This window comes from Stenotrophomonas pictorum JCM 9942, from assembly GCF_001310775.1.
GTDB classification, from domain to species: Bacteria; Pseudomonadota; Gammaproteobacteria; order Xanthomonadales; family Xanthomonadaceae; genus Stenotrophomonas; species Stenotrophomonas pictorum.
In genome coordinates this window covers 1-24,306 of the sequence record NZ_BAZI01000009.1, presented here as the reverse complement: position 1 = coordinate 24,306, position 24,306 = coordinate 1, and the positions used below count along the sequence as shown (strand labels likewise).

Below are 24,306 nucleotides of genomic sequence, written 5' to 3'. Positions count from 1 at the left end.
GCCGCCCACACCGCCACCGCACCGGCACGCGCGGCCTGCACCGATTTGAAGCGCACGCGGGTGCCGAAATACAACGCGGCCGAGGTATCGGCCACGATCAAGGTGACACGCTCGCGCTCGGTCTGGAACGTCTTGGTCTGGGTGGCGTTGGTGCGCGCACTGAGCTTCCAGTCGATATGCCGGGCATCGTCGCCGGCCACATATTCGCGCGACTCGGCGTACTCCATGCCGCGACCGCGCATTGCCGAAGCGGCCTGACCGGAAACCCCCTGACGCCCGCGCCGCCGGCTACGTCCGCGAACCGCAGTGCCACGCAGCGCGATCAACTCCGCCAGCGTTGGCACGACACCCTCGCTGGAAGTGGGCGACGCGGCCGGCATCACCTGCGGCTGCACCGGCCTCATGCCACCACTCCTGCGGTGGCGGGGATCGCCGTGGCGCGCGGCAATAGAGTTTCATGCCCGGCATCAACCGCCATCGTCAGGTACTCAGGGCAACGGCACGCGATCGATCAGGGCGGCGACGAGCCGATCCCCGTCCCAGCCCTCCGCAGCCGCTTCGTAGCTGGGCAGCACCCGGTGACGCAGCACATCCGGCGCGACCGCACGCACGTCATCCGGCGTGACATAGTCGCGCCCGCACAACCACGCACGGGCTCTGGCGCAGCGCTCCAGCGCGATCGAGCCACGGGGACTTGCCCCCCAGGCGATACGTCGTGCCAGCACCGGGTCGTAACCGCTGGCATCGCGTGAGGCCAGCACCAGCTCAATGAGATAGCGCTCCAGCTGCGGTGCCATATGCAGCTCCAGCACCGCGCGGCGCGCCTGCTCGATCTTCTGCAGCGAGAGCTTTTCGTGCGGCGGTGTTGTCGGTGCCAGTTCGCGCAAGGCCCGTTCGCGCGCAAGCCGCAGGATTTCCGCCTCCGCCCCCGCATCGGGGTAGCCGATACGCACGTGCATCAGGAAACGGTCCAGCTGCGCCTCGGGCAGCGGGAAGGTTCCTTCCTGCTCGATCGGATTCTGCGTCGCCATGACCAGGAAGATGGAAGGCAGCGGATAGGTGTTGCGACCGACCGTCACCTGCCGTTCGCCCATCGCCTCCAGCAGCGCGGACTGCACCTTGGCCGGCGCGCGGTTGATCTCGTCGGCCAGCAGGATCGGATGGAACACCGGGCCCGGCTGGAACTCGAACCGCCCTTCCTGCGAGCGCCAGATATCGGTGCCGGTGAGGTCGGCCGGCAACAGGTCCGGGGTGAACTGGATACGGGCGAAACTGGCGTCGATGCGCGAGGCCAGGGCGCGGATCGCGGTGGTCTTCGCCAACCCCGGTGCGCCCTCGACCAGCAGATGTCCGTCGGCCAGCAACGCGATCAACAGCCGCTCCACCAGCACCGACTGACCGACAATCTCGCTCGAAAGCGCGTCACGCAAGGACGCGAACTCCCGCTGCAGCCCTTCATTGATTGCGGGTGCAACGGCCGGCTCAGGAAGATGCGGAGGTAGATTCATAGGCGCATTTTGACCGATCTGCCGTGAAAGGGTTCCCCATCAGCCGCAAACAAAAAAGGGCCGCTAAAAAGCGGCCCTTTCTGTTCCCACGCTGGACTCAGTTGGCGGCTTTTGCGACGCGAAGGATCTTCGGCGTCACAAATACCAGCAACTCGGCCTTGTCCTTGTTGCGACCGCGTTTCTTGAAGAGATTGCCCAGGAACGGGATGTCCCCCAGGAACGGCACCTTGCTGACGCTGCTGCGGTCAGTGAACTCGTAGACACCACCGATCACAACCGTCTGGCCATCTTCAACCAGCACTGCCGTATTGATCTCGCGGCGATTGATGATTGGCACGGTACCGTAGTCGGTGACCTCCAGGAACGTATCAAACTCGTCCTTCTTCACATTCATGTTAAGAAAAACGCGATTGTCCTGGGTGATGGTCGGGGTGACTTTCAGCTCCAACAGGACTTCCTTGAACTGGACATTCGCCGTCGGTGCGCCACCCAGGCCACCACCGCCTGAAATCGTCACATAACCAATTTCCTTACCCTGCTTGATCACGCCCTCGCGCTGGTTGGCGGTGACGATACGGGGATTGGAAACAACCTCACCGCGCCCCTCCTCCTGCATCGCGGACAACTCGACATCCAACGAAAAGTTGGCGCCAAGCAATGTATAGGCCAAAGCACCCACCGGACTCTTGGTATAGGTGTTCGCCGGCAGGTTGACGTTCAACCCTTCATTGGTGACAAGCCCGTCGTTGATGATCGACGAGTTACCCGCCAAAGAGCCGCTGATGGCCTGAGTGCGATCACCGATGCGACGTCCCTGTACACCAAACTTCGCACCAAGGTTACGGGCAAACGTATCCGTCGTGATAACGATGCGTCCTTCAATCAACACCTGGTCGACCGGACGATCGATAACTTTGATCAAATCGCGCATTTGAGCGATTTTCTTCGGAATATCGCTGACCATCAGCGTATTGGTACGCTCGTCCGCGACAATCATCCCTCGCGGAGACAGGAATCCGTTTTCCTGCTTATCGCTGTTGCCGCTGCCACCGCTGCTGCCGCCATTACCGCTGTTGCCGATTCCCTTTGCCTCAGTCAAGGCTTTGAAAATGGCTTCCGCGCTGTGGTAATTGATCTGAATGTAGTCGGTCACAAGGTCCACGCGATTGTCAATCGCGATACGCGCGTCTTCCTTGTCCTGCTCAAACTTCGCCAACTCCGGCTGCGGGGCAACCCATATGACGCCACCCTCACGGCGCTTGTCCAGCCCCTTGGCACGCAGCACGATATCCAGCGCCTGATCCCACGGCACGTTGACCAGACGCAGCGTTACATTGCCCTAGACGGTGTCCGAGGCGACGACGTTCAGGTTGGACTCCTCCGCGATCAACTGCAGGACGGTGCGGACTGGCACGTCCTGGAAATTGAAGGTCACCGGCCGCCCGCTGTAACCACGCGCAGCAACCGTCGCCGCGGCCTGGGCGACCGTCTTGGCGGTTACCGCACCGGTCGCCACTTCCGCCTGGCGCGGAGAAATCTCCACCACATACTCGTTGCCGGTCTGGTAGGCGAGCGAGTCGAATGGCGCGCCGGTGCTGAGTACCAGCTGCGCGCCGGTTCCGGACGGCTTCGCGTCGATGCGCTGAACCGGCGTAGCGAAATCCATCACGTTCAACGGACGCTGCAACTCGGCCGGCAGCGTCGCATTACCCACGTCGATCACCACATTGGTGCCTTGATTGCGCAGATCCGGGCTCGCCCCCTGACCATCGAACTGGAGAATCAACCGGCCTGCGCCGTCGTCTCCGCGTTTGAAGTCGATCTTCGTCACCGCCACGGTTGCCGCGGCGGGTTTGGCCGCAATCGTAGCGGTGGCGGGCATGGCAAACGCCATCGTTGTCGAGCCGCAAGCCAACACCAGCGCCACTCCCAGAGCGCGGGCATTAGCCATCGCTTGGCGCCGGACGGGACGCAGGCTCAGGGCTTTTGAAAAAGTCATCGTGCTATCCCCTAGTCAATCATCGATCATCAAGCGCGAGCGAGGCCGGACGTTCCAGCCAGCCCCCCGCACCATCCGGCACAAGTTCAATCAGTTCAATGCCATCTTCGCGGACGCTGGTCACCCGGCCATCGCTCTGGCCCATATAGATGCCTGGACGCACGCGGTAGGTCACCTTGTCTGGCCCCATCACCAGCGCAACTGCTCCAGCTCCCCGACCGATCGTCCCGACCATATCCAGACTGTCGAGCGGGAAAGCTTCCAACGGTTCTTTGCGACGATCCGGGTCCGGGCGCAGCGAGCTGCCGCCTTCCGGATTCACCCATGCGTCGGTGAAGGGATCGCGCAGCCCCTGGGCCGCATACTCGAACGTCTCGAACTGCTGCATTACCGGCAATGGATCCAACGGCTCAGCCGGACGTGCGCGCACATCGGCAACCCAATTCTGCAGATTCGGAGCATCACCCGGTGTGCTGACCACGCTGCGCGCGCAGCCAGCCACAACCAGCACCAGCGCTACGGCTCCCAGCAGTCGGCAAGAAAGGTACTGGCGCATCACTTTCCTCCCTTTTTGGTCTGCTCGGCCGCTGCCTTCTCCTGCGCCTCGAGCTCGGTATCGTCGAGGTAACGATAGGTCTTGACCGTACCGGAAAGTTCCAGGGCACCGCTGCGCGCCGAGATTCCGACCTTCGGATCCTTCGGCTTCAAATTGATGTCATGCATCGTCAGGATCACCACGCGAGGCAAGGACGCCACCCCACTGACAAACGCACCGAACTGGTGATAACTGCCCACCAGCCGCAGTGCGATCGGCTTCTCGGCGTAGAACTCCTTGGGAGACTCCGCGCCCGGCTGGAACAATTCGTTGTTCAAGCCACTGGACAAGGCGGTCTGTGAAACGTCGATGATCAGGTCCGGCATTTCGGTCTTGCTGGGCAGCTGCCGCAGCATCTGCTGCAACACCTGCTCCATCTGTGCCAGCTGCTGTTTCAGGGGCTCCAGATTCACCGCTTTTTTCTGTTCGGTTTCAAACTGGGTACGGAGCGTAGACTCCTTGCTCTCCAGCCCCTCCAGCTCCTCCACCTTGCCCCGGATCACCAGCAGATAGGACAGAAGCAGGATCACCAGCGTGAGCAGTGCGCAAAACACCATCTTGGCCTTCTGTGGCCAGTTGCCGATGTTGTTGAAATCGAGCTCTTTGAGATTGACCTTCTGGCTCATGACTTTGCCTCCTTCTGCGGCGCCGCCGCAGCCGGCACGTCAGCAGCTGCCGGGGCCGATGTCGCGGTGTCGGATGCAGCAGGAGTAGCCAGTACAGTCCCGGGGGCGGCATCGGCAACCGGAGCAGCCGAATCTGTCTGCGCATTGGGGTTGTCACCAGGCGCGGGCAGTTTCACCTTCAGCATGAACACATACGGCAAGGACTTGATATCCAGCGCACTGCCGGAGTTGGCCTCCTGCGCTTTGGCCTCGATGATTGACAGCTCCGGATTGGTCATCCAGCCCGAGCTCTCCAGGTTGCGCATGTAGGTACTGACCCGCGCGTTGGATTGGGTTCGCCCCTCGAGCGTCAGGATGTCGCCCTCCTGTTTGAGCGCGGTCAACACCACCCCGTCCGGGATGGTCCGCACCAGCGAGTCGAACAGATGCACCATCTGCGACCGCTTGCCCTGCAATTCTTCAATCACCTTCTTGCGCGCAAGCAGGCGATCCTTCTGGCGGTCAAGGCGCTCGATTTCCTTGTTCTGCTCCTGGACCTTGGCGATTTCGGCCTCAAGGAACGCATTGCGCTCGTTCTGGCCACTGATCTGACGGTCGTAGTAGAACCAGCACAGCAGGGACAGCAACACGCCCGCCACCGCGGCAAAACCCAACATCCCATAGAATTCGCGCTGCCGCTGTTTGCGTCGTTCAGCGCGCCATGGCAATAGATTTATCCGTGCCATCAGTCAAACCCCCGCATGGCCAGGCCGGTTGCGATCATCAGGGCCGGAGCATCCTGGGCCAGCGCATGGGCCTGCACTTTCGGCCCCAGCGTCATCTGCGACAACGGATTGGCAACCGAGGTGGCCACGCCCAGCTGCTCTTCCACCAGCGCCGGCAACCCGGCAAGCGCGGCGCAGCCGCCTGCAAGCACGATGTGATCGACGCGGTTGAATTCGCTGCCGGCGTAGAAGAACTGCAACAGACGACTGATCTGCTGCACGGTCGCTTCCTTGAACGGCTCCAGCACTTCAATTTCGTAGCTGTCCGGGAGCCCCCCCTGACGCTTGGCCAGGCCCGCTTCTTCATAGCTGAGACCATAGCGGCGCATGACTTCGTCGGTGAGCTGTTTGCCGCCGAACACCTGCTCGCGGCTGTAGAGGCTGCGACCGCCGCGAAGCACGTTCAGGGTCGTCATCGTGGCACCGATATCCACCAGCGCCACAACCCCGTCACTGGCCACCGGCAACTCGCTGGCGACAAGCGCGAAGGCGTTCTCGATGGCGAATGCTTCCACGTCCATGACCTTGGCCGTCAATCCGCCCAGCTCCAGCGCGGACTGACGCAGTTCCACGTTCTCGGATCGGGAAGCGGCCAGCAGCACCTGGACCATTTCGGGGTTGTTCGGCACGGGACCCAGCACTTCAAAATCGAGGTTCACTTCCTCGATCGGGTACGGAATGTAGTTGACCGCTTCCAGCTCCACCTGGGCTTCCATATCCGACTCGTCCAGATCGGACGGCATCGGGATCACCTTGGTGATCACGGCGGAGCCGGCAACCGCTGCGGCCGCGTTCTTCGCCTTGCTTCCGGAGCGGGCTACAGCGCGCCGGATGGCTTCGCCCACCGCCTCGACCTCGACGATGTTCTTTTCCACGACCGCGTTCGGCGGGAGTGGTTCCACGGCGTAATGTTCCACACGAAAACGGTTACCGCTGCGGACAAGCTGAAGCAGCTTTACCGCAGTCGAACTGATGTCAACGCCGATAAGCGGCGGCTGACTTTTTGGGATAAGCCCCACGGTTTCTCCCCTGCCGACGGGCACTTGGACGCAAGTGTTGCGCCCGCGCATTAATAATGAATTTTTCGCAATTGGCAACCGCAGTGATACGAAAGGCGACGTGCCCCACAGATCAGCCAACAGATCCCCAACCACTTCTCCCCGGAGGCGGCCCCAGCCGTCCCCCTGCATAATCTATACTCTGCGGCCACGAAATCCGCAATCGGGACTCCCCTAGATGCCACGTTTTCGCCGCTGGCTACGCTGGCTGCTGGCCCTTTTTGTCGCCCTCGCCCTGGTGGGAGCGATTGCCGCAGGCGCCTTGTATTACGTCGTTTCCTCGAAATTGCCCGATGTACAGGCACTGCGCGATGTCGAGCTGCAGGAGCCGATGTACGTATACGCCAGCGATGGTCGTTTGATGGCGGTTTTTGGCGAAACGCGCCGCTATCCCGTACAGATGAAGGACGTGCCCGAGCGCCTGAAGCAGGCCTTTCTGGCCACTGAGGATGCGCGTTTCTACCAGCACGACGGCGTGGACTACAAAGGCGTGGGCCGCGCGGTGTGGCTGCTGGCCACGACCGACGCCAAGCGCGTCCCGGGCGGCTCCACGATCACCCAGCAGGTGGCGCGGCAGTTCTTCCTGAGCTCCGAGTACAGCTATACGCGCAAGCTGGCCGAGATTCTGCTGGCACGGAAGATCGAGAACGAGTTGAGCAAGGACGAGATCTTCGAGCTGTATCTGAACAAGAGCTTCTTCGGCAACCGCGCCTATGGCATTGGCGCGGCCGCCGAGTACTACTACGGCAAGAAGCTGGACCAGCTGAGCCTGGACGAGATGGCCTCGCTGGCCGGCATTCCGAAATTCCCCTCAAGCGGCAATCCGATCAGCAATCCCGAACGGGCCCGCCAGCGCCGCGACAACTACGTGCTGCAGCGCATGGCCGAACTGGGCTTCATCACCCAGGCCGAGGCCGATGCCGCCAAAGCCGTGCCGATGCATGCCGCGCCGCACGAGCCGCCAGTGCAGGTCTACGCGCCGTATGTGGCCGAGCTCGTCCGTCAGGAGATGATCGCCCGATACGGCGGCGACGTGCTCAACAAGGGCTACCACGTCACCACCACCATCAATGGCGAGTTGCAGGAAGCCGCCAACCAGGCGGTGGCCAATGGCCTTCGCGTCTACGACCATCGCCATGGCTGGCACGGCGTGGAACAGCATTTCGATGTCGCCGCCAGCGACGATGCCGCTGCGCTGGCCCGCCATATCAGTGCGATTCCGGCGCAATCGGGCTTGCTGCCGGCCATCGTCTCGGCCACCCATGCCGATGGCGGGGTGAGCGTAGTGCTGGCCGACCGTACCGAGCTGACGCTCCCGGCCTCGGCCACGCGCTGGGCCAACAAGACACCCGCCAAACTGACCACCCGCGGCGACCTCATTCGCGTGCGTGCAGGCGAGAAGGAAGGCGAATGGGTGATCGACCAGATTCCGCGCGGCCAGGCGGCGCTGGTTTCACTGGATGCCGACTCCGGGGCGCTGCGCGCGCTTGTCGGCGGTTTCAGCTTCGCCGGCAACAAGTTCAATCGCGCCACCCAGGCCCGCCGCCAGCCGGGCTCCAGCTTCAAGCCGTTCATCTATGCGGCCGCGTTCGACAAGGGCTTCAACCCGGCCTCGATCGTGCTCGATGCGCCCGTGGTGTTCCGTGATCGCCGCGGCAAAACGTGGCAGCCCCAGAACGATGGCGGCGGTTTCCGCGGCCCGATGCGCCTGCGCGAAGCACTCGTGCAGTCGCGTAACCTGGTTTCGGTGCGCCTGCTGGACAGCATCGGCGTGGACTTCGCGCGCAAGTACATCAGCGAATTCGGCTTCCAGGAAGCCGAACTGCCGCCGAACCTGTCGATGTCACTGGGTACCGCGTCATTGACGCCATTGTCGGTGGCGCGCGGCTATGCGGCATTCGCCAATGGCGGCTCGCGCATCGACACCTGGATCATCGACGAGGTTAAAGATCGCGACGGCACAGTGATCTTCAAGGAAAATCCCGCATTAGCCTGTCGCGGCTGCGGCGGCGCGGGCCCCAGCACGACACCTGCAAGCCAAGTGGTCGATGGCTTCAACTTCGGTGCTGAAGCCGCGCCAGTCGCTGCCACGTCCGATCCGGCCAAGCAGGAATCGACCACGCCTGCCGCGCCGGCCAACCCCGATGCCCGCATCGCACCGCGCGCCATTGATGAGCGCACCGCCTATCAACTCAACTCGATGATGCGCGATGTGGTCCAGCGCGGCACCGGTACCGCGGCCAAGGTCCTGGGTCGCGAGGACGTCGGCGGCAAGACCGGCTCCACCAACGACCATCGCGACGCGTGGTTCTCCGGTTTTGGCGGGCCGCTGGCCACTACCGTGTGGGTGGGCCGTGACGACTTCCGCTCACTGGGCTATCGCGAGTACGGCGGTCGCGCGGCCTTGCCGATCTGGATCGACTACATGCGCGTGGCACTGAAAGACGCCCCGATCGCAAAGAACGACCCGCCATCGGGCATGGTCGAAGCCACGCTCAATGGCGCCACCGAATGGATCAAGGTCGAGGATCTGGATCGCATGCAGGAATTCGACTTTGACCAGCAGGAACAGCAGGCCGACGACGCCGCGTTCGACATCTTCTGATCCCTGTCCGGGGCGGTGGAGCTCTCCGCCGCCCCGAGCGCCTACAATCAGGCAGTCCGTCGCCCATGGGACTGTCCGTTGATGAAGAACCGGCCGCAGCGCAGGCCCCTGCACACCGTCCGCAACCGTGTGCGGATCGCCCAGGAGGCCGCTCGCCTGATCACTGAAAGCGGCATCCATGACTTCGAGCAGGCCCGGCGCAAGGCCGCCGAGCGGCTTGGCATCCACGACGAGACGCTGCTGCCACGTCTGGCCGATGTCGAGCAGGCAGTACGCGAGCATCAGCGGCTGTTTGGCAGCACCACGCAGCCCGGCGCGTTACGCCAGCGCAGGGAATCGGCATTGCAGGCGATGCAGTTTCTCCACGCCTTCCGGCCACGCCTGAGCGGCGCGGTGCTGACCGGCGTGGCCGGCGACAACAGCCCCGTCATCCTGCACCTGCACAGCGACGACACCGAAGCCGTCCAGCATTTCCTGCACGATCAACACATTCCCGCCGAGGCCAGAACCTGGTCACTGCAGCTGGCCGGACAGACTGGACGACGACACTATCCCGGCTGGGAATTCACCGCCGATGGCATCGCCTTCGAGCTGGTGGTGCTGCCCGAGGATGCGCTGCGCCACCCCCCGGCCTCCGCCGACGATGGCAAACCATTGCCACGGGCCACGCTGGCCCAGCTGCGGCAGCTGCTCGCGGAATAGGCCGGATCACCGCAACGCCTCCAGGCAGGCTCTTCGTGTGGGTAGCCGGCAGATCCGGCACTGGTCAAATTTTCATCGCGCCTGGCAGAACCTTGCAGCACATGGCCTGCGCAGCCTTATCCACAACTTGCACAATCACCCTCGCACAGCCTGTGGGGATATCCGGGCAACGAAAAAGCCCCGCCGGAGCGGGGCTTTTCGCGATGATGATGGCGGCGCATCGCTGCGCCGTCAGCATTATTCGTAGTCGCGCACGGCGTGACCGGTGTAGACCTGGCGCGGACGGCCGATCTTCATTTCCGGATCGACCTGCTGTTCCAGCCAATGCGAGACCCAACCAGCGGTGCGGCCCAGGGCGAACATCACAGTGAACATCTCGGTCGGAATCTGCAGCGCCTTGTAGATGATGCCGCTGTAGAAATCGACGTTCGGGTACAGCTTGCGGGCGACGAAATAGTCGTCCTGCAGCGCGGCCTGCTCCAGCTTGACGGCCACGTCCAGCAGCGGATCCTGCACGCCCAGCTGGCCCAGCACCTGCTTGGTCATCTCACCGATGACCTTGGCGCGCGGGTCGAAGTTCTTGTAGACGCGGTGACCGAAGCCCATCAGGCGGAAGCCCGAGGTCTTGTCCTTGGCCTTGAGCACGGCGGACTCGACGTTGTCGGCCGAACCGATCTCTTCCAGCATCTTCAGCACCGCTTCGTTGGCGCCGCCATGTGCTGGGCCCCACAGCGCGGTGACGCCAGCGGCGACCGAGGCGTACGGGTTGGCGCCGGTGGAACCGACCAGACGCACGGTCGAGGTCGAGGCGTTCTGCTCATGGTCGGCATGCAGGATGAACAGCAGGTCCAGCGCCTTTACCACGTCCTTGTTCAGGTCGTACTTGCCATCGGCCGACTCGAAGGTCTGCTTCAGGAAGCGGCTGACGTAATCCAGCGAGGTGTCCGGCGTGTTGGCCGGCAGACCGTTGCCATGACGATAGATCAGCGCCGACAGCGTCGGCACCTTGGCGATCAGGCGCACCGCGGCCTGACGGCGCTGCTCGGCATCGGACAGATCCAGCGAGTCGTGGTAGATCGCCGACAGCTGCGCGATCGAGGCAGCCAGGATCGCCATCGGATGGGCGTCCTTGGCAAAGCTGCCGATCAGCGTGTTGATCGAAGCATCAACGCCAGCTTCCGCACTCAGCTCGGCTTCGAAGGCCTTCAGCTGCTCGGCATTCGGGCGCTCGCCGTTGATCAGCAGGTAGGCGACTTCAACAAAGCTGGACTTCTCGGCCAGCTGTTCAATCGGATAACCGCGATACAGCAGCACACCATTGTCACCATCGATATACGTGATGGCCGACTTGCAGCTGGCGGTGGCGGTGTAACCGGAGTCGTAGGTGAAGAGACCGGTTTCTTTGGTCAGCTTCGAGATATCGACACAGTCATTACCCAGAACGGGTTTGACTACAGGCAGAACAACCGACTTGTCGCCGGCGTTGAGCGTGACCTGATCAAGATCGGACACAGTGTGCGCTCCTCAAGTGGAAGGCGCCTGTCCTGACAGAGAGGAAGCGGGCAGACGCGTGAATGAAGTCCGCGGTTTTCCACCGCGGTTCACGTCATTATCGCACAGCAACATTTGCGGGTTGCGATGACGAAAGTCTTATAGAAAGACCATGGCTGCGACACAGCGTCGCAGTGACGGCCAATCCGACCTCATCGCAATTCAGCCGTACGACAGACAACACAAAACAACGGCCACGCAGAGCGCAGCCGTTGTTTTGGCAACAACAACCAGATTAGCGCGCGTAACGCTTCTGGAACTTGTCGATGCGGCCGCTGGTATCGATGACCTTGTGCTTGCCCGTGTAGAACGGATGCGAAGCAGAGGAAATTTCAACCTTGACCAGCGGATACTCTTCGCCGTCTTCCCACTTGACCGTTTCCTTGGAGGACATGGTCGAACGGGTCAGGAATTTGAAATCGGAAGTGACGTCGTGGAAAACGACGTTGTGGTAATCAGGATGGATATCGGCCTTCATGGGCTCACACCGTGCGGGCTGGTGGTCAAGAGCGGCATTATAGGCTTGGCTTGCGACGATAGGCAAGCCAAGTCCATACAGCCTGGGTTTACAGGCCCAGTGCGGCGCGCACCTGGGCCTCGAAACGCCCCTGCTCGTAGCCGATCAGCAGCGCGGTATTGTCCGGCGCTCCGGTCTGCCGATTCCAGTCCACCACGGTGGCGCCGCGGCTGCGGTTGCCAGTGAGCTCGACCGCCAGCGGACGCTGCTCCACCCGCGTCGCCCCTTCAGGCTGCAAAGCCCACGCCATCGCCAAGGCGTCGGCCGCGTACCAGTACTCACCACGACTGTCCTCGGACCACAACCGCGTCTGCCGCGAGATCAGTTCGTAGAAGCGTGCCTTGTCGGTATCGGCGGCCAACCACTGTTCGACATCACGATGCAGCAGGCCATGGGCGATGGTGGCTTCCCAGTCGGCGACGTCCGTATGCGGGAACATCGAAAACACGATGTGCGCGGCTTCCGGATCAAACGCGATGTTGAACTCAGCCACCGGGGTGATATTGCCATGGCCGTTGATTGCCCCGCCCATCACCACAAAGCGCTTGACGCGCTTTGGCAAGCTCGGATCAAGCTTGAGTGCCAGCGCGATGTTGGTCAGCGGCCCAAGTGCGACCAGCAGCAGCTCGCCGGCATATTCGTGCGACAGACGCAGGATCGCCAATGCCGCGTGTTCCGCCTGCACCTTGCGTGCGGTCAACGGCAGATCCACATCACCGAACCCATCACGCCCATGCACGTGGGCGGCATCTTCTGCCGGATACACGAGCGGATCGGCCGCGCCGGCAAATACCGGCACATCCTCGCGATCGGCCACTTCGCACAGCTTCAATGCATTGCGCACGGTGTAGTCCAGACCGACGTTGCCGGCCGCCACCGTCAGACCGACGACGTCGTGGCGGTCGTCGGCAAACGCCATCAGCAAGGCCAGCGCATCGTCCACGCCGGGATCGGTATCAATCAGCAACGGAATCTTCTTGCTCATCTTGTGCTTCACATCGGATCGATCTTTGAGCATGGCAGTTTGGCCATGACAGGGGAAGCCTGGGTTCAGGCCGCCGCATATCGCGCCGCGCCACCAATCCAGCGCTGCACGACGCGTTCGGCCAGCGCCGGCGACTCGGCCAGCAGGCGATCGGCAAGGTCATGCACGACAGGCAACAGACCCGCATCGCGGGCCAGGTCTGCGACGCGGAATGCGGCAAGACCGGTCTGACGCGTGCCAAGCAGTTCACCGGGGCCGCGCAGCTCCAGGTCCTTCTCCGCGATCAGGAAGCCATCGGCCGTGTGCCGCATGGTTTCCAGTCGCTCCCGCGCCATCGCCGACAACGGGGCCTGGTACATCAACACACAACTGGATGCGGTCGCGCCGCGACCCACCCGCCCCCGCAGCTGGTGCAGCTGCGCCAGCCCCAGCCGCTCGGCATTCTCGATGATCATCAGCGATGCGTTGGGCACATCGACACCGACTTCGATGACGGTGGTGGCCACCAGAAGGTCGACCTCGGCCGATTTGAAAGCGCGCATCGCCGCTTGCTTTTTGGCCGCCTTCATCCGCCCGTGCACCAGCCCGATGCGCAGCTCGGGCAGCTGCGCGGACAATGTCTCGAACGTGGTCTGCGCGGCGGTCGCATCCAGCCGCGCCTGGCCCGGACCACTCCCCTCTTCTTCACTTTCCTCGATCAGCGTGCAGACCCAGTACACCTGGCGCCCCTGCCGACAGGCCACGCGGATACGCTCGACCAGCGCCGGACGGCGTTCGGCGCTGATGACGATCGTTTGCACCGGGGTGCGCCCCGGCGGCAGTTCGTCGATGGCCGAAACATCCAGGTCCGCATACGCGGCCATCGCCAGCGTGCGCGGAATCGGCGTGGCGGTCATCACCAGCTGATGCGGCACCACGCCGGCAGCCGCGCCCTTGTCGCGCAACGCCAGGCGCTGATGCACGCCGAAGCGGTGCTGCTCATCGACGATGGCCAGCGCCAGATCGTTGAACACCACCGCATCCTGCATCAACGCGTGCGTGCCAACCACCACCTGCGCGTGCCCGCTGGCAACGTCTTCGAGCACCTTGCTGCGGGCCTTGCCGGTCACCTTGCCGGCCAGCCAGGCCACGCGAACGCCCAGCGGTTCCAGCCAGCTGCGCAGATTGGTCAGATGCTGTTCGGCCAACAGCTCGGTCGGCGCCGCCAACGCGACCTGCTTGCGGCGCTCCACCGCCAGCATCGCCGCCAGCGCAGCCACAACGGTTTTGCCGGAGCCGACATCGCCCTGCACCAGCCGCAGCATCGGGTGCGCACGCGCAAGATCACGACGGATCTCGTCGAACACCCGTTGCTGCGCGCCGGTAAGACGGAACGGCAATGACGCGAGCAGCGCCTTTACCAGCCCGTCGCCTCCACGCAACGCGGGCGCGCGATGGGCCTGCAGCGCGATCCGCTGGCGGCGCAGACTCAGGTGATGGGCCAGCAGCTCCTCCATCGCCAGTCGCCGCTGTGCCGGGTGGACGCCCGCACCCAGCGCTGCAACATCCGCGTCGACCGGGGGGCGGTGCATGGTCAGCAGCGCCTCCCGCAAGGACGGCAGCCCCAGCCCGGACAGCAGTGCGGGCGGCAGCAGTTCCAGCGTGGCAGCATCGGGCAGCCGGTCGATGGATTGGCCGATCAACTTTCGCAGGCTGGCCGGACCGATGCCCTCGACCACCGGATAGACCGGATCCAGCGCCTGCTCGAGCGCGGCCTGCTCGTCATCGGCGAGCAGCTGGTAGCTGGGATGCACGATCTCCAGCCCCTGCTGACCGGCACGCGGCGTGCCATAGGCACGCAACCGCCGGCCTAGCGCGAACTGGGCCACCTGCGCGGCGCGAAAGTGGAAGAATCGCAGCACCAGCAGGGCGCCGGACCCGTCACTGATCGCCACGCGCAGTACCGGGCGGTAGCGGAAACCGCGCTCCACCGCCTCGACCCTGCCCTCCACCTGGGCCGCCACCCCGGCCTTCAGCGCGCGGATCGGCAGCAGCGTGGTGCGATCCTCGTAGCGCAGCGGCAGGTGCAGCCACAGATCCTGAAGGGTGGTCAGCCCACGCGCCTCCAGCTTGGCCGCCACCCGGGGTCCGACCCCGGCAAGGCGGTCCAGCGGTTCGGTGGACAGATCAAGGGTGGCAAGGTCACGACGCGCAGACATTGCACAAGGATGCCGTCATGCGTCACAAACAGAAACCCCGGCATCCGAAGACGCCGGGGTTTCCCTACGCCCCGCCCCACCGGAACGCCGGGTTGCCCGGGCTCAGCGCCCGCCTGTCGAGCACACCGGCAGCTGCCTTCTTCCCCCACGACACGAGGTGGCCCATCCGCACGCCGGCGGCGCGGCGGGCAATCCCGCTTCAGCCAGGTGCAACACCCGAGCCGCACCAAGCCTGCAGCGGCAGTGGTGCAGGCCCGCGAACCGGCTATCGCCATGACCGGCGATCCACCCGGCCTCAACGATACGTCCCCACTCGGCCGCGCCTTCAAGCGACGGACCAGGCGTATACCCTCCGACATCAGGCTTCCTGCGTCCTGACAGACGAATGCCCGGCAGAACCGGGCATTCGCACATGGACAGGTTGCCGATGACGGATCAGTCGAGAAACATCACCGCGTCGACCTCGAACGCGGCGCCCTTGGGCAGGCCGGACACTTCAATGGTCGAGCGTGCCGGGAACGGCGCCTGGAAATACTCCTGCATCACCGCATTGACCTTGGCGAACTCACCCAGATCGGTCAGATACAGGCCCAGCCGCACCATCTTGTCCAGCGACCCACCCGCTTCTTCGGCCACCGCCTTGAGGTTGTCGAACGCGCGACGGGCCTGCGCGGTCACATCGCCGGCGACGATCTCACCGGTCGCCGGGTCCAGCGGAATCTGGCCGGAAAAATACACGGTGTTGCCGGCACGCACGGCCTGCGAATAAGGGCCGATGGCGGCCGGAGCGTTGGCGGTATTGATGATCTGGCGGGACATGGACAGCTCCACTCTGATAGTAGGTGCCCCATTGTAGCGCCGGCCCTGTCGCCACCCGCACCCCATCGGAATGCGGCAACGAAAGTCTGGTCAAATTTTGACCAGCCCATGGAAACACCTGCCCCATAAGGCCCTGAAGACCTTATCCACAACTTGTCATCGCCGTGTTGCACACCCTCTGTGGAGAACTGCGCAACTACTGCCGACGCACCGCCTGCACCACCGACAGACGCCGCAGGCGCCGCATCACTTCGGCCAGGTGGGTGCGATCGCGCACCTGGATGTTGAAGCACAGCACCGCGGCATTGGGATCGCGATCCAGATAGTCCACGCGCTCGATGTTGGAATGACTCTGCGCGATCGCCGCGGCCAACTGGGCCAGCACGCCGGTGCCATTCTCCACTTCCACGACCAGCGCCGTGTCGTAGTCCCCGACCACACTGGTGTCCCAGCCGATCGGCACCCAGCGCTCGGGCGACTTGCGCAGTTCAGCCAGATTCGGGCAATCCATGCGGTGCACCACGATGCCCTTGCCGGCAGTGTGGTAACCCATGATGTCGTCGCCCGGAATCGGCTGGCAGCAATTGGCGAAGCTGACCACGCCGCGCTCACTGCCATTGATCAGGATCTTCTCCTGCGGCCGCTGCGCCGAATCACCGGCACGAAGCTCGCCATAGGCCATCAACGCCTGTGCCGCCTGGGTCGGCATCCAGTTGCCCAGCGCGACATCGGCCAGGAACGCCTCCAAGCGCGGGAACCGGTACTCGGCCAGGAACGCATCCAGGCGCCCCTTCGGCAGCCGCTCGATCGAACTGTCCATCGCCTCCAGCGCGCGGTCGAGCATGCGATGGCCCAGCTGCACCGCATCCTCGTGTTCCAGCTGTTTGAGCTGGTGGCGGATGGCGGTGCGGGCCTTGGAGCTGACCACGAATTCCAGCCACTGCGGCTTTGGCGTGGCCGACCGTGCGGTGATGATTTCCACGGTCTGGCCGCTGACCAGCCTGGTGCGCAGCGGCACCAGCTTCTTGTCCACCCGCGAGGCCACCGCCCGGTTGCCCACATCGGTGTGCACGGCATAGGCGAAATCCAGCGTGGTGGAGTTGCGCGGCAGCGACAGGATCTTGCCCTTGGGCGTGAACAGATAGACCTCGTCCGGGAACAGGTCGACCTTGACGTTGTCGAGGAACTCGAGCGAAGAGCCGGCCGCCCGCTGCGAATCGATCAGATCGACGATCCACGCGTGGGCACGGCTCTGCGCACTGTTGGGCGAATCACCACCGAACTTGTAGGTCCAGTGCGCAGCCACACCGCGCTCGGCGATCAGGTCCATTTCCTCGGTGCGGATCTGCACTTCGATCGGCGAACCGTATGGCCCGAACAGCACCGTGTGCAGCGACTGGTAGCCGTTGGCCTTGGGGATGGCGATGAAATCGCGGAAGCGGCCATCCAGCGGCTTGAATGTGGCATGCACGGCGCCCAGCGCGTGATAGCAGTTCGGCACGCTGCGCATGACCAGGCGGAAGCCGAACACGTCCATGACCTGGTCGAAGCTTTTGTTCTCGTCGCGCATCTTGTTGTAGATGCTCCACGGCGTCTTGATGCGGCTGATCAGGCGGTGTTCGAGCCCTTCGCGTGCCAGACGCTGCGACAGCTGCACCTCCACCTGCGCCATCGACTCGCGACGGACCACCGGCTGGCTGCGGATGTGCTTTTCGATGATCGCGTGACGCCACGGATACAGCGCGCGGAAGCCCAGATTCTGCAGCTCGGACTTGATCAGACTCATGCCCAGGCGCTGCGCGATCGGCGCGTAGATATCCAGTGTTTCCAGGGCGATGCGGCGGCGTGCCTCGCTGCTCTGCGCGCCCAGCGTGCGCATGTTGTGCAGGCGGTCGGCCAGCTTGATCATGATCACGCGCAGGTCGCGCGACATCGCCAGCAGCATCTTACGGAAGCTCTCCGCGGCCGCTTCCTGGCGGTCACGGAACTTGAGCTTGTCCAGCTTGGTGACCCCGTCGACCAATTCGGCCACGGTCTCGCCGAACTCGGCGGCCAGCTGCTGCCGGGTCAGCGGCGTGTCTTCGATCGTATCGTGCAGGATCGCGGCGATCAGCGCCTCCACGTCCAGTCCCAGCTCCGCGAGAATGCGCGCCACCGCGACCGGATGGGTGATGTAGGGCTCGCCTGATTTGCGCGTCTGGCCCGCGTGCGCGGCCGCGCCCACTTCCCATGCACGCCGCAGCAACGGCACTTGTCCAGCAGGAAGATAGCCGGCAGCACGTTCGAGTTGGAGTACGTAGTCAGGTACCGCCCCGCCCGCTGGCGTGGCGACCTGGGCAGTAGGGCCTGGGTTCATGTCAGAAGACTATGTCAGCAGCGTAATAACGGCAAACCCCACAACGCGAACAGCCCGCATAGAGCGGGCTGTCGGTGCCATCTCACGCGATGATCCGGGCAGCCGGATCAATCGTCGTTCTTGGACATGTCTTCGTCGGCAACCACTTCGGCGGCAGCCCATTCCAGCGCCTCACGCTCGATGCGCTCGCGCTCGGCCTTCTCGACTTCCTCGATCAGGTTGAGGTCGATCTTGCGGGCCGCGATTTCGCGCAGTGCCAGCACGGTCGGCTTGTCCTCGGTCTCGCTGTTATCGATCGTCGCCTGGACACCATTTGCCAACTGGCGGGCGCGCTTGGACGCCATCATGACCAGCTCAAAACGGTTGTTAACGACTTCCAGGCAATCTTCTACGGTAATGCGGGCCATGCGGGCTCCCGGCGACCTGCAACGGCCGCTCGATCGAATGTGGGAAAAGGGGGCGATTGTAGGGGCGAGCCATGGCAAAAATCAAGCCAGCCCCTGAACAGACCCTTGTGAATCAATCGCTTGCTGTTTTTACGGGGTCGATTCCGGGGCCAGCAACGAGTCTATCAGTCCGGCGTGGCGCCGCTGCTGGGCCGCCAGTCGCAGGCGGCTGGCGGCGAAGATGGAGCACATTTCACCCACGGCGATGTCAAAGTCCTCATTGACGATCACATAGTCGAATTCGTCGTAGTGCAGCATTTCCTCGCGGGCGGCGGCCAGCCGCTGGGCGATCACCGCCTCGCTGTCCTGGCCGCGCTTGCGCATGCGCTCGTCCAGCGCCTGGCGCGACGGCGGCAGGATGAACACACTGACCGCACCGGGCACCTTCTCGCGCACCTGGCGCGCACCCTGCCAGTCGATTTCCAGCAGCACGTCCTGGCCGGCGGCCAGCTGCGGCTCCACCGATTGGCGGGCGGTACCCTTCCAGTCGCCGTGCACCAGGGCGTGCTCGAAGAAATCGCCGTCACCGATCATCCGCTCGAACTCGGCCGCGCTGACGAAATGGTAGTGCTTGCCGTTCTCCTCGCCCGGACGCATGGCCCGCGAGGTGAAGGAGATCGAGAGTGAAATCTGCGGATCGCGCGCCAGGGTGGCGTTGACGATGCTGCTTTTGCCTGCGCCGGAAGGGGCGGCAACGATGTAGAGAGTTCCGCGCATGGAACTGGGGCGCCACTTGCAAGGCAGCGCAGAATATCACGCACCGGCCGGCAACCCGAATCCACCGGCCACCAGATCGGTGGTGGCCGGTTCACAGCAACGCCAGGGACGCGGTTATTCGATGTTCTGGACCTGCTCGCGGATCTGGTCGATCAGCACCTTCAGCTCCACCGCGGCATTGGAAGTGCGGCTGTCCACCGACTTGGACCCGGTGGTGTTGGCTTCGCGATTGAATTCCTGCAGCAGGAAGTCCAGGCGACGCCCCACCGGCTCGCGCTGCTTGAGCACCCGGCGGATCTCGGCGATGTGGCTGGACAGACGATCCAGCTCCTCGTCCACGTCAAGCTTCTGCAGCCACAGCACCAGTTCCTGTTCGGCGCGCCCCGGATCCATCGGATGGGGAAGATCGGCCAGTCGTGCGGCCAGCTTGGCGCGCTGCCCTTCGCGGATGGCTGGAATCAGCTCACGCACTTCCGCGGCGATACGCTCGACCCCGTCCACACGCTCGCTGATGGCTTCGGCCAGCTTCTGGCCCTCGCGCTCACGCGCCTGCACGAAGCTGTCGATGGTTTGATCCAGCAGCGCCAGCGCTTCGGCCTGCAGGGCGGCCGCGTCGGTGGATTCGGCGCGCAGCACCCCCGGGTATTGCAGCAATTCGGTGAAACCCACCTGCATGGAGGGAAAACTTGCCTGCAGACGTGCCGCCAGATCGCCCAGCTGTTCCACCAGCACTTCATTGACCGCCAGCGAGGTGGTCGCCTCGGGCGCACGCAGGCGCATCACCAGATCCAGCTTGCCGCGACTGACCCGTGCGGACACGCGCTCCCGCAGCTGTGGCTCCAGCGAACGCAGGTCTTCCGGCAGCCGCACCCCTACTTCGAGAAAGCGGTGATTGACCGAGCGCAGTTCGCAGCCCAAGGTGCCCCAGGGCGTCACGCGCTCACCACCGGCGTAGGCGGTCATGCTCCGAATCATGTGTTTTCCGATGAATTTCAAAGGGCGAATGGTACCCTAGCCAGCCCCGGACGCCGGTGTATTGACCGCCCGGACGCCCCATCGAAGCCTTCGCAATCCGGACTTTTCATGACCTTTTCCCGTCCCAGCGGCCGCCAGGCCGATCAGCTGCGCACCGTTACCCTTGAACGCGCCTTCACATGCCACGCCGAAGGCTCGGTTCTGGTGAGCTTTGGCAATACCCGCGTGCTGTGCACGGCCAGTGTCGAGAACCGCGTTCCCGGCTTCCTGCGCGGCAAGGGCGAAGGCTGGGTGACAGCTGAATACGGCATGCTGCCGCGCGCCACCCATACCCGTTCCGACCGCGAAGCCGCGCGTGGCAAGCAGGGCGGCCGCACCTTGGAAATCCAGCGCCTGATCGGCCGCACGCTGCGCGCCTGCATCGACCGCAATGCGCTGGGCGAGCGCACCATCACCCTGGATTGCGACGTGCTGCAGGCCGACGGCGGCACCCGCACCGCCGCCATCACCGGCGCTACGTGGCACTGGTCGACGCGGTGAACGTGCTGCTCAAGCGCGGCGACATCAAGCGCAATCCGGTCTTCGGCGCCGTCGCCGCGGTGTCGGTCGGCGTCTACAAAGGCGTACCGGTGCTGGATCTGGACTACGTCGAGGACAGCGACTGCGACACCGACATGAACGTGGTGATGAACGACGGCGGCGGCTTCATCGAGCTGCAGGGCACCGCTGAAGGCCACGCCTTCCGTCGTGACGAGCTGGACGCGCTGCTGGTGCTGGCTGAAAAGGGTATCCGCGAGCTGTTCGACGCGCAGCAGGCGGCACTGGCGCAGGCATGAGCCGGTATCTGGCCCTGGTGACGGTGGTCGTCGCCGATTACGACGAGGCCATCGCCTGGTACACCGGCGCGCTGGGCTTCCGCCTGCTGGAGGACCTGGATCAGGGCCACAAGCGCTGGGTCGTGGTCGGCCCGGCCAATGGCAACGCCGCATCGCTGTTGCTGGCGCGCGCCAGTGACCAAGCGCAGCGCGCGCATATCGGCAACCAGACCGGCGGCCGTGTCGGCTTCTTCCTGTACACCGACGACTTCTGGCGCGACTACGAGGCCATGCAGGCCTTCGGTGTGGAATTCACCGAAGCGCCCCGCAACGAGAGCTATGCCACCGTCGTGGTGTTCCGCGACCTGTATGGCAATACCTGGGACCTGCTGGAACCCAAATGATGAAACTGGTACTGGCCAGCGGCAACGCCGGCAAACTGGAAGAGCTGCAGACCCTGCTGGGCGGGTTGCCGCTGCAGATCGTGCCGCAGCGCGAGCTGGGCGTGGGCGATGTGCCGGAAACCGGCCTGACCTTCGTCGAGAACGCGCTGATCAAGGCGCGCCACGCCTGCGAAGTCACCGGCCTGTCGGCGCTGGCCGATGACTCCGGCTGATCGTCGATGCACTGGACGGTGCGCCCGGCCTGTACAGCGCGCGCTACGCCGGCAGCCCCACCGACGATGCCGCCAACAACGCCAAGCTGCTCGAAGCGCTGCGCGATGTGCCCGCCCAGCGCCGCACTGCGCGTTTCTACGCGGTGATCGTGCTGCTGCGCCACGCCAATGATCCGCAGCCGCTGATCTGCGAAGGCAGCTGGGAAGGCCGCATCATCGATGAACTGCGCGGCAGCAACGGCTTCGGCTACAACCCGGTATTCCTGGATGAAGAACTTGGCCTGACCGCCGCGCAGATGGAGCCGGCGCAGAAGAATGGCCGCAGCCATCGCGCCAAGGCGCTGCAGTTGCTGGTACAGCAGCTGTCCACCCAGCTGGCGCGCTGAGGTCGGCATGCATATGGACCTCCACACCCATGACGACGCCTGCGGCTGTGATGCCCCGGGCCCGGTGCAACTGGTACCACCGCCGTTGTCGCTGTATGTGCACCTGCCATGGTGCGTGCGCAAATGCCCGTACTGCGATTTCAACTCGCACGCGGGCAAGGGTGCGCTGCCGTTCGATGCGTATATCGATGCGCTCATCCGCGATCTGGACCAGGATCTGCCACTGGTCTGGGGCCGGGTGGTGAACAGCGTGTTCTTCGGCGGCGGCACTCCCAGCCTGTTCCCGCCCGAGGCGATCGACCGCTTCCTGCAGGCAGCCAGCGCGCGCCTGCGCTTTGCGCCGAATCTGGAAGTGACGCTGGAGACCAACCCGGGCACCGCCGAACACGGCCGCTTCGACCGCTACCGGGCGGCGGGCGTGAACCGCATCAGCTTCGGCATCCAGACCTTCAACGATGAAGCATTGCAGCGCCTGGGCCGTATCCACGACAGCCGCGAGGCCGAACGCGCGGTCAAGCTGGCGCAGGACGCCGGCTACAACAACTTCAATATCGATCTGATGTACGCGCTGCCGCAGCAGACGCTGGCCCAGGCAGAGCATGATCTTGAGCGGGCCTTCGCACTCGATCCCACGCATATCTCGCACTACCAGCTGACGCTGGAGCCGAACACGGTGTTCTTCGCCAAGCCGCCGCAGGGCATTCCCGACGAGGACAGCGCCTGGGACATCCAGGAGCATTGCCAGGCCTTGCTCGCCGAGCACGGCTATGGCCAGTACGAGGTCAGCGCCTATGCCCGCGAGGCTGGCAATGCCAGCACAACCTCAACTACTGGCGCTTCGGCGACTACCTGGGGATCGGTGCCGGCGCCCACGGCAAGATCAGCTCCGGCGCCGAGCAGCAGGTGCTGCGCCGCTGGAAGCACAAGCACCCGCAGACCTTCATGGACACCGCAGGCACGCCCGCCGCCATCGGCGGCGATGACGTGGTCGGCGCAGAACGCCTGCCGTTCGAGTACATGCTCAATCTGCTGCGCCTGCACGAAGGCTTCCCGCTGGCCGATTTCGAGGCCCGCACCGGACTGGAGCGCAGCGTGCTGCGACCGGCACTGGATACCGCACAGGCGCGCGGCTGGCTGATCTGTGACGGTGCCAGAGCCACGCCCACCGAGCTGGGCCGGCGCTTCACCAATGACGTGGTGGAGCTGTTCCTGCGCTGAGCGCACGCGACGGAAGTGGCTACTCCGTCACCAAAATGGTAGAAAACGTCCCATACAAGGGGCGCGGAACGTACATCGGATGTCAGGGAACGCATCAACCACCGCCAGCCATGCGCCGGCTCGAATCGCTGGCGCCGCGCTGCCACCCCGTGTGCGGATGTTGCTGGAGCAGATCCACGCGCTGGCCGTGGAAGTGCTGGAGCAGCCACTGAAGCTGACCATGCTCGGACTGGACCGCGAGCTGTTCCAGCATGCGGAAAAAGCCCGCAGCAGCCAGCTCCAATCGGACATCTACGCGCAGATGCGCCAGCTGCGCGAGTGCAGCGACCAGTTCCCGGCACGCTTTTTCGACGCGCTGGAGCAGCAACTGGTCCAGTTCAAGGATGCCCGCCATACCGCGGCCGCGCGGACAAGGGACGCCTCGCTCAAGACCATGACGCTGGTCGAAGACACCGACATCGACCGCGACATCGTGCTGCATGAAATGGCCCGGCGCGAAAGCAACCGCTCGCCCAGTCCGTTGCAACTGCTGGGGCAGCGTTTTGGCGTGCTCGCCGCGCAACCGGCCATCGAGATCGAACGGCTGCCGATCGGCCCCTATGCGCTGTGCCGCGCGTTGCGCGACTGCGGCGAGCAGCTGCAGCTGAGCCTGGAAACGCAGCTGTTGCTGTATCAGGTGTTCGAGCGCCAGGCGATGGAACGCCACAGCGAGTTGATCGATCGCGCCAACATCCTGCTCGCCCGCGAAGGCGTGCTGCCCGGGCTGGTCTACCGCCCCTACCTGGTGCGCCCTTCCGCCCCGCGCGGCGGCGGCCAGAACGGGCCTTCGACCGCCAACGCCAACGCCGCA

At 64.2% G+C, this 24,306-nt stretch carries 21 protein-coding genes and 3 pseudogenes; 7 read left to right on the top strand and 17 right to left on the bottom strand.

What is annotated here, in order from left to right:
- The 8 genes from JCM9942_RS01510 to JCM9942_RS01480 all read right to left on the bottom strand — a co-directional run.
- A partial coding sequence (locus JCM9942_RS01510) for a DUF58 domain-containing protein (RefSeq protein WP_157722738.1) occupies positions 1–404 on the bottom strand: 404 nt, incomplete at its 3' end.
- Positions 405–488: 84 nt separating this feature from the next.
- Complete coding sequence (locus tag JCM9942_RS01505) at positions 489–1,508, bottom strand: AAA family ATPase (RefSeq protein WP_054657075.1); 1,020 nt, start codon at positions 1,506–1,508, stop codon at positions 489–491.
- 97 nt (positions 1,509–1,605) lie between these two features.
- Complete coding sequence (locus JCM9942_RS20590) at positions 1,606–2,793, bottom strand: type IV pilus secretin PilQ (protein ID WP_425478290.1); 1,188 nt, start codon at positions 2,791–2,793, stop codon at positions 1,606–1,608.
- A gap of 54 nt (positions 2,794–2,847) precedes the next feature.
- Positions 2,848–3,507: an AMIN domain-containing protein gene (locus JCM9942_RS20585; protein WP_425478289.1), complete on the bottom strand. Its 660-nt coding sequence runs from the start codon at positions 3,505–3,507 to the stop codon at positions 2,848–2,850.
- 19 nt (positions 3,508–3,526) lie between these two features.
- Entirely contained in the window at positions 3,527–4,063 is a 537-nt protein-coding gene (locus JCM9942_RS01495; RefSeq protein WP_054657073.1) for a pilus assembly protein PilP, read from the bottom strand.
- On the bottom strand, positions 4,063–4,728 hold the full coding sequence (locus JCM9942_RS01490; RefSeq protein WP_054657071.1) for a type IV pilus inner membrane component PilO: 666 nt from the start codon (positions 4,726–4,728) through the stop codon (positions 4,063–4,065). Before JCM9942_RS01490 ends, JCM9942_RS01495 begins: the two co-directional genes overlap by 1 nt.
- A complete protein-coding gene (locus JCM9942_RS01485; RefSeq protein ID WP_054657069.1) occupies positions 4,725–5,453 on the bottom strand; it encodes a PilN domain-containing protein in 729 nt (242 codons plus the stop codon). The genes JCM9942_RS01490 and JCM9942_RS01485 overlap by 4 nt, the downstream gene beginning before the upstream one ends.
- A complete protein-coding gene (locus JCM9942_RS01480) occupies positions 5,453–6,511 on the bottom strand; it encodes a pilus assembly protein PilM (protein ID WP_054657067.1) in 1,059 nt (352 codons plus the stop codon). Before JCM9942_RS01480 ends, JCM9942_RS01485 begins: the two co-directional genes overlap by 1 nt.
- Positions 6,512–6,728: 217 nt before the next feature.
- On the opposite strand from JCM9942_RS01480, the gene JCM9942_RS01475 reads away from it, so the two are divergent.
- Complete coding sequence (locus JCM9942_RS01475; protein ID WP_054657065.1) at positions 6,729–9,155, top strand: penicillin-binding protein 1A; 2,427 nt, start codon at positions 6,729–6,731, stop codon at positions 9,153–9,155.
- A gap of 81 nt (positions 9,156–9,236) precedes the next feature.
- Positions 9,237–9,857: a hypothetical protein gene (locus JCM9942_RS01470; RefSeq protein WP_054657063.1), complete on the top strand. Its 621-nt coding sequence runs from the start codon at positions 9,237–9,239 to the stop codon at positions 9,855–9,857.
- Positions 9,858–10,094: 237 nt separating this feature from the next.
- Here JCM9942_RS01470 and JCM9942_RS01465 read toward each other — a convergent pair whose 3' ends face one another.
- From JCM9942_RS01465 to JCM9942_RS01425, 9 genes are all read right to left on the bottom strand, one after another.
- Positions 10,095–11,369 (bottom strand): citrate synthase, encoded by a 1,275-nt coding sequence (locus JCM9942_RS01465; protein WP_054657061.1) that lies wholly within the window; start codon positions 11,367–11,369, stop codon positions 10,095–10,097.
- Between the two features lie 274 nt (positions 11,370–11,643).
- Positions 11,644–11,886 carry a type B 50S ribosomal protein L31 gene (locus tag JCM9942_RS01460; RefSeq protein ID WP_054657059.1) on the bottom strand — a complete coding sequence of 81 codons (243 nt, stop codon included), beginning with the start codon at positions 11,884–11,886 and terminating at the stop codon, positions 11,644–11,646.
- Between the two features lie 88 nt (positions 11,887–11,974).
- Positions 11,975–12,910 carry a nucleoside hydrolase gene (locus JCM9942_RS01455; RefSeq protein WP_054657076.1) on the bottom strand — a complete coding sequence of 312 codons (936 nt, stop codon included), beginning with the start codon at positions 12,908–12,910 and terminating at the stop codon, positions 11,975–11,977.
- A 65-nt stretch (positions 12,911–12,975) separates the two neighbouring features.
- On the bottom strand, positions 12,976–15,108 hold the full coding sequence (gene recG, locus JCM9942_RS01450; RefSeq protein ID WP_054657057.1) for an ATP-dependent DNA helicase RecG: 2,133 nt from the start codon (positions 15,106–15,108) through the stop codon (positions 12,976–12,978).
- Positions 15,109–15,543: 435 nt separating this feature from the next.
- Positions 15,544–15,927, bottom strand: coding sequence for a RidA family protein (locus JCM9942_RS01445; RefSeq protein ID WP_054657055.1), 384 nt, complete (start codon positions 15,925–15,927; stop codon positions 15,544–15,546).
- Between the two features lie 196 nt (positions 15,928–16,123).
- Positions 16,124–18,283: a RelA/SpoT family protein gene (locus JCM9942_RS01440; protein WP_054657053.1), complete on the bottom strand. Its 2,160-nt coding sequence runs from the start codon at positions 18,281–18,283 to the stop codon at positions 16,124–16,126.
- 107 nt (positions 18,284–18,390) lie between these two features.
- Positions 18,391–18,690: a DNA-directed RNA polymerase subunit omega gene (gene rpoZ, locus JCM9942_RS01435; RefSeq protein WP_054657051.1), complete on the bottom strand. Its 300-nt coding sequence runs from the start codon at positions 18,688–18,690 to the stop codon at positions 18,391–18,393.
- Positions 18,691–18,819: 129 nt separating this feature from the next.
- Positions 18,820–19,446 (bottom strand): guanylate kinase, encoded by a 627-nt coding sequence (gmk, locus tag JCM9942_RS01430; RefSeq protein ID WP_054657049.1) that lies wholly within the window; start codon positions 19,444–19,446, stop codon positions 18,820–18,822.
- 114 nt (positions 19,447–19,560) lie between these two features.
- A complete protein-coding gene (locus JCM9942_RS01425) occupies positions 19,561–20,421 on the bottom strand; it encodes a YicC/YloC family endoribonuclease (protein WP_054657047.1) in 861 nt (286 codons plus the stop codon).
- Between the two features lie 108 nt (positions 20,422–20,529).
- Here JCM9942_RS01425 and rph point away from each other — a divergent pair.
- The 5 genes and pseudogenes from rph to JCM9942_RS01400 form a co-directional block, all read left to right on the top strand.
- Positions 20,530–21,257 (top strand): annotated as a pseudogene (gene rph / locus JCM9942_RS01420) (ribonuclease PH).
- Positions 21,254–21,640, top strand: coding sequence for a VOC family protein (locus tag JCM9942_RS01415; RefSeq protein ID WP_054657045.1), 387 nt, complete (start codon positions 21,254–21,256; stop codon positions 21,638–21,640). Before rph ends, JCM9942_RS01415 begins: the two are co-directional and overlap by 4 nt.
- Positions 21,637–22,238 (top strand): annotated as a pseudogene (rdgB, locus tag JCM9942_RS01410) (RdgB/HAM1 family non-canonical purine NTP pyrophosphatase). The gene JCM9942_RS01415 and the pseudogene rdgB overlap by 4 nt, the downstream one beginning before the upstream one ends.
- Before the next feature lie 13 nt (positions 22,239–22,251).
- Positions 22,252–23,456: pseudogene (gene hemW / locus JCM9942_RS01405) on the top strand (radical SAM family heme chaperone HemW).
- On the top strand, positions 23,428–24,306 hold an 879-nt coding region (locus tag JCM9942_RS01400; RefSeq protein WP_157722737.1), incomplete at its 3' end, for a DUF1631 family protein. The pseudogene hemW and the gene JCM9942_RS01400, both read left to right, overlap by 29 nt.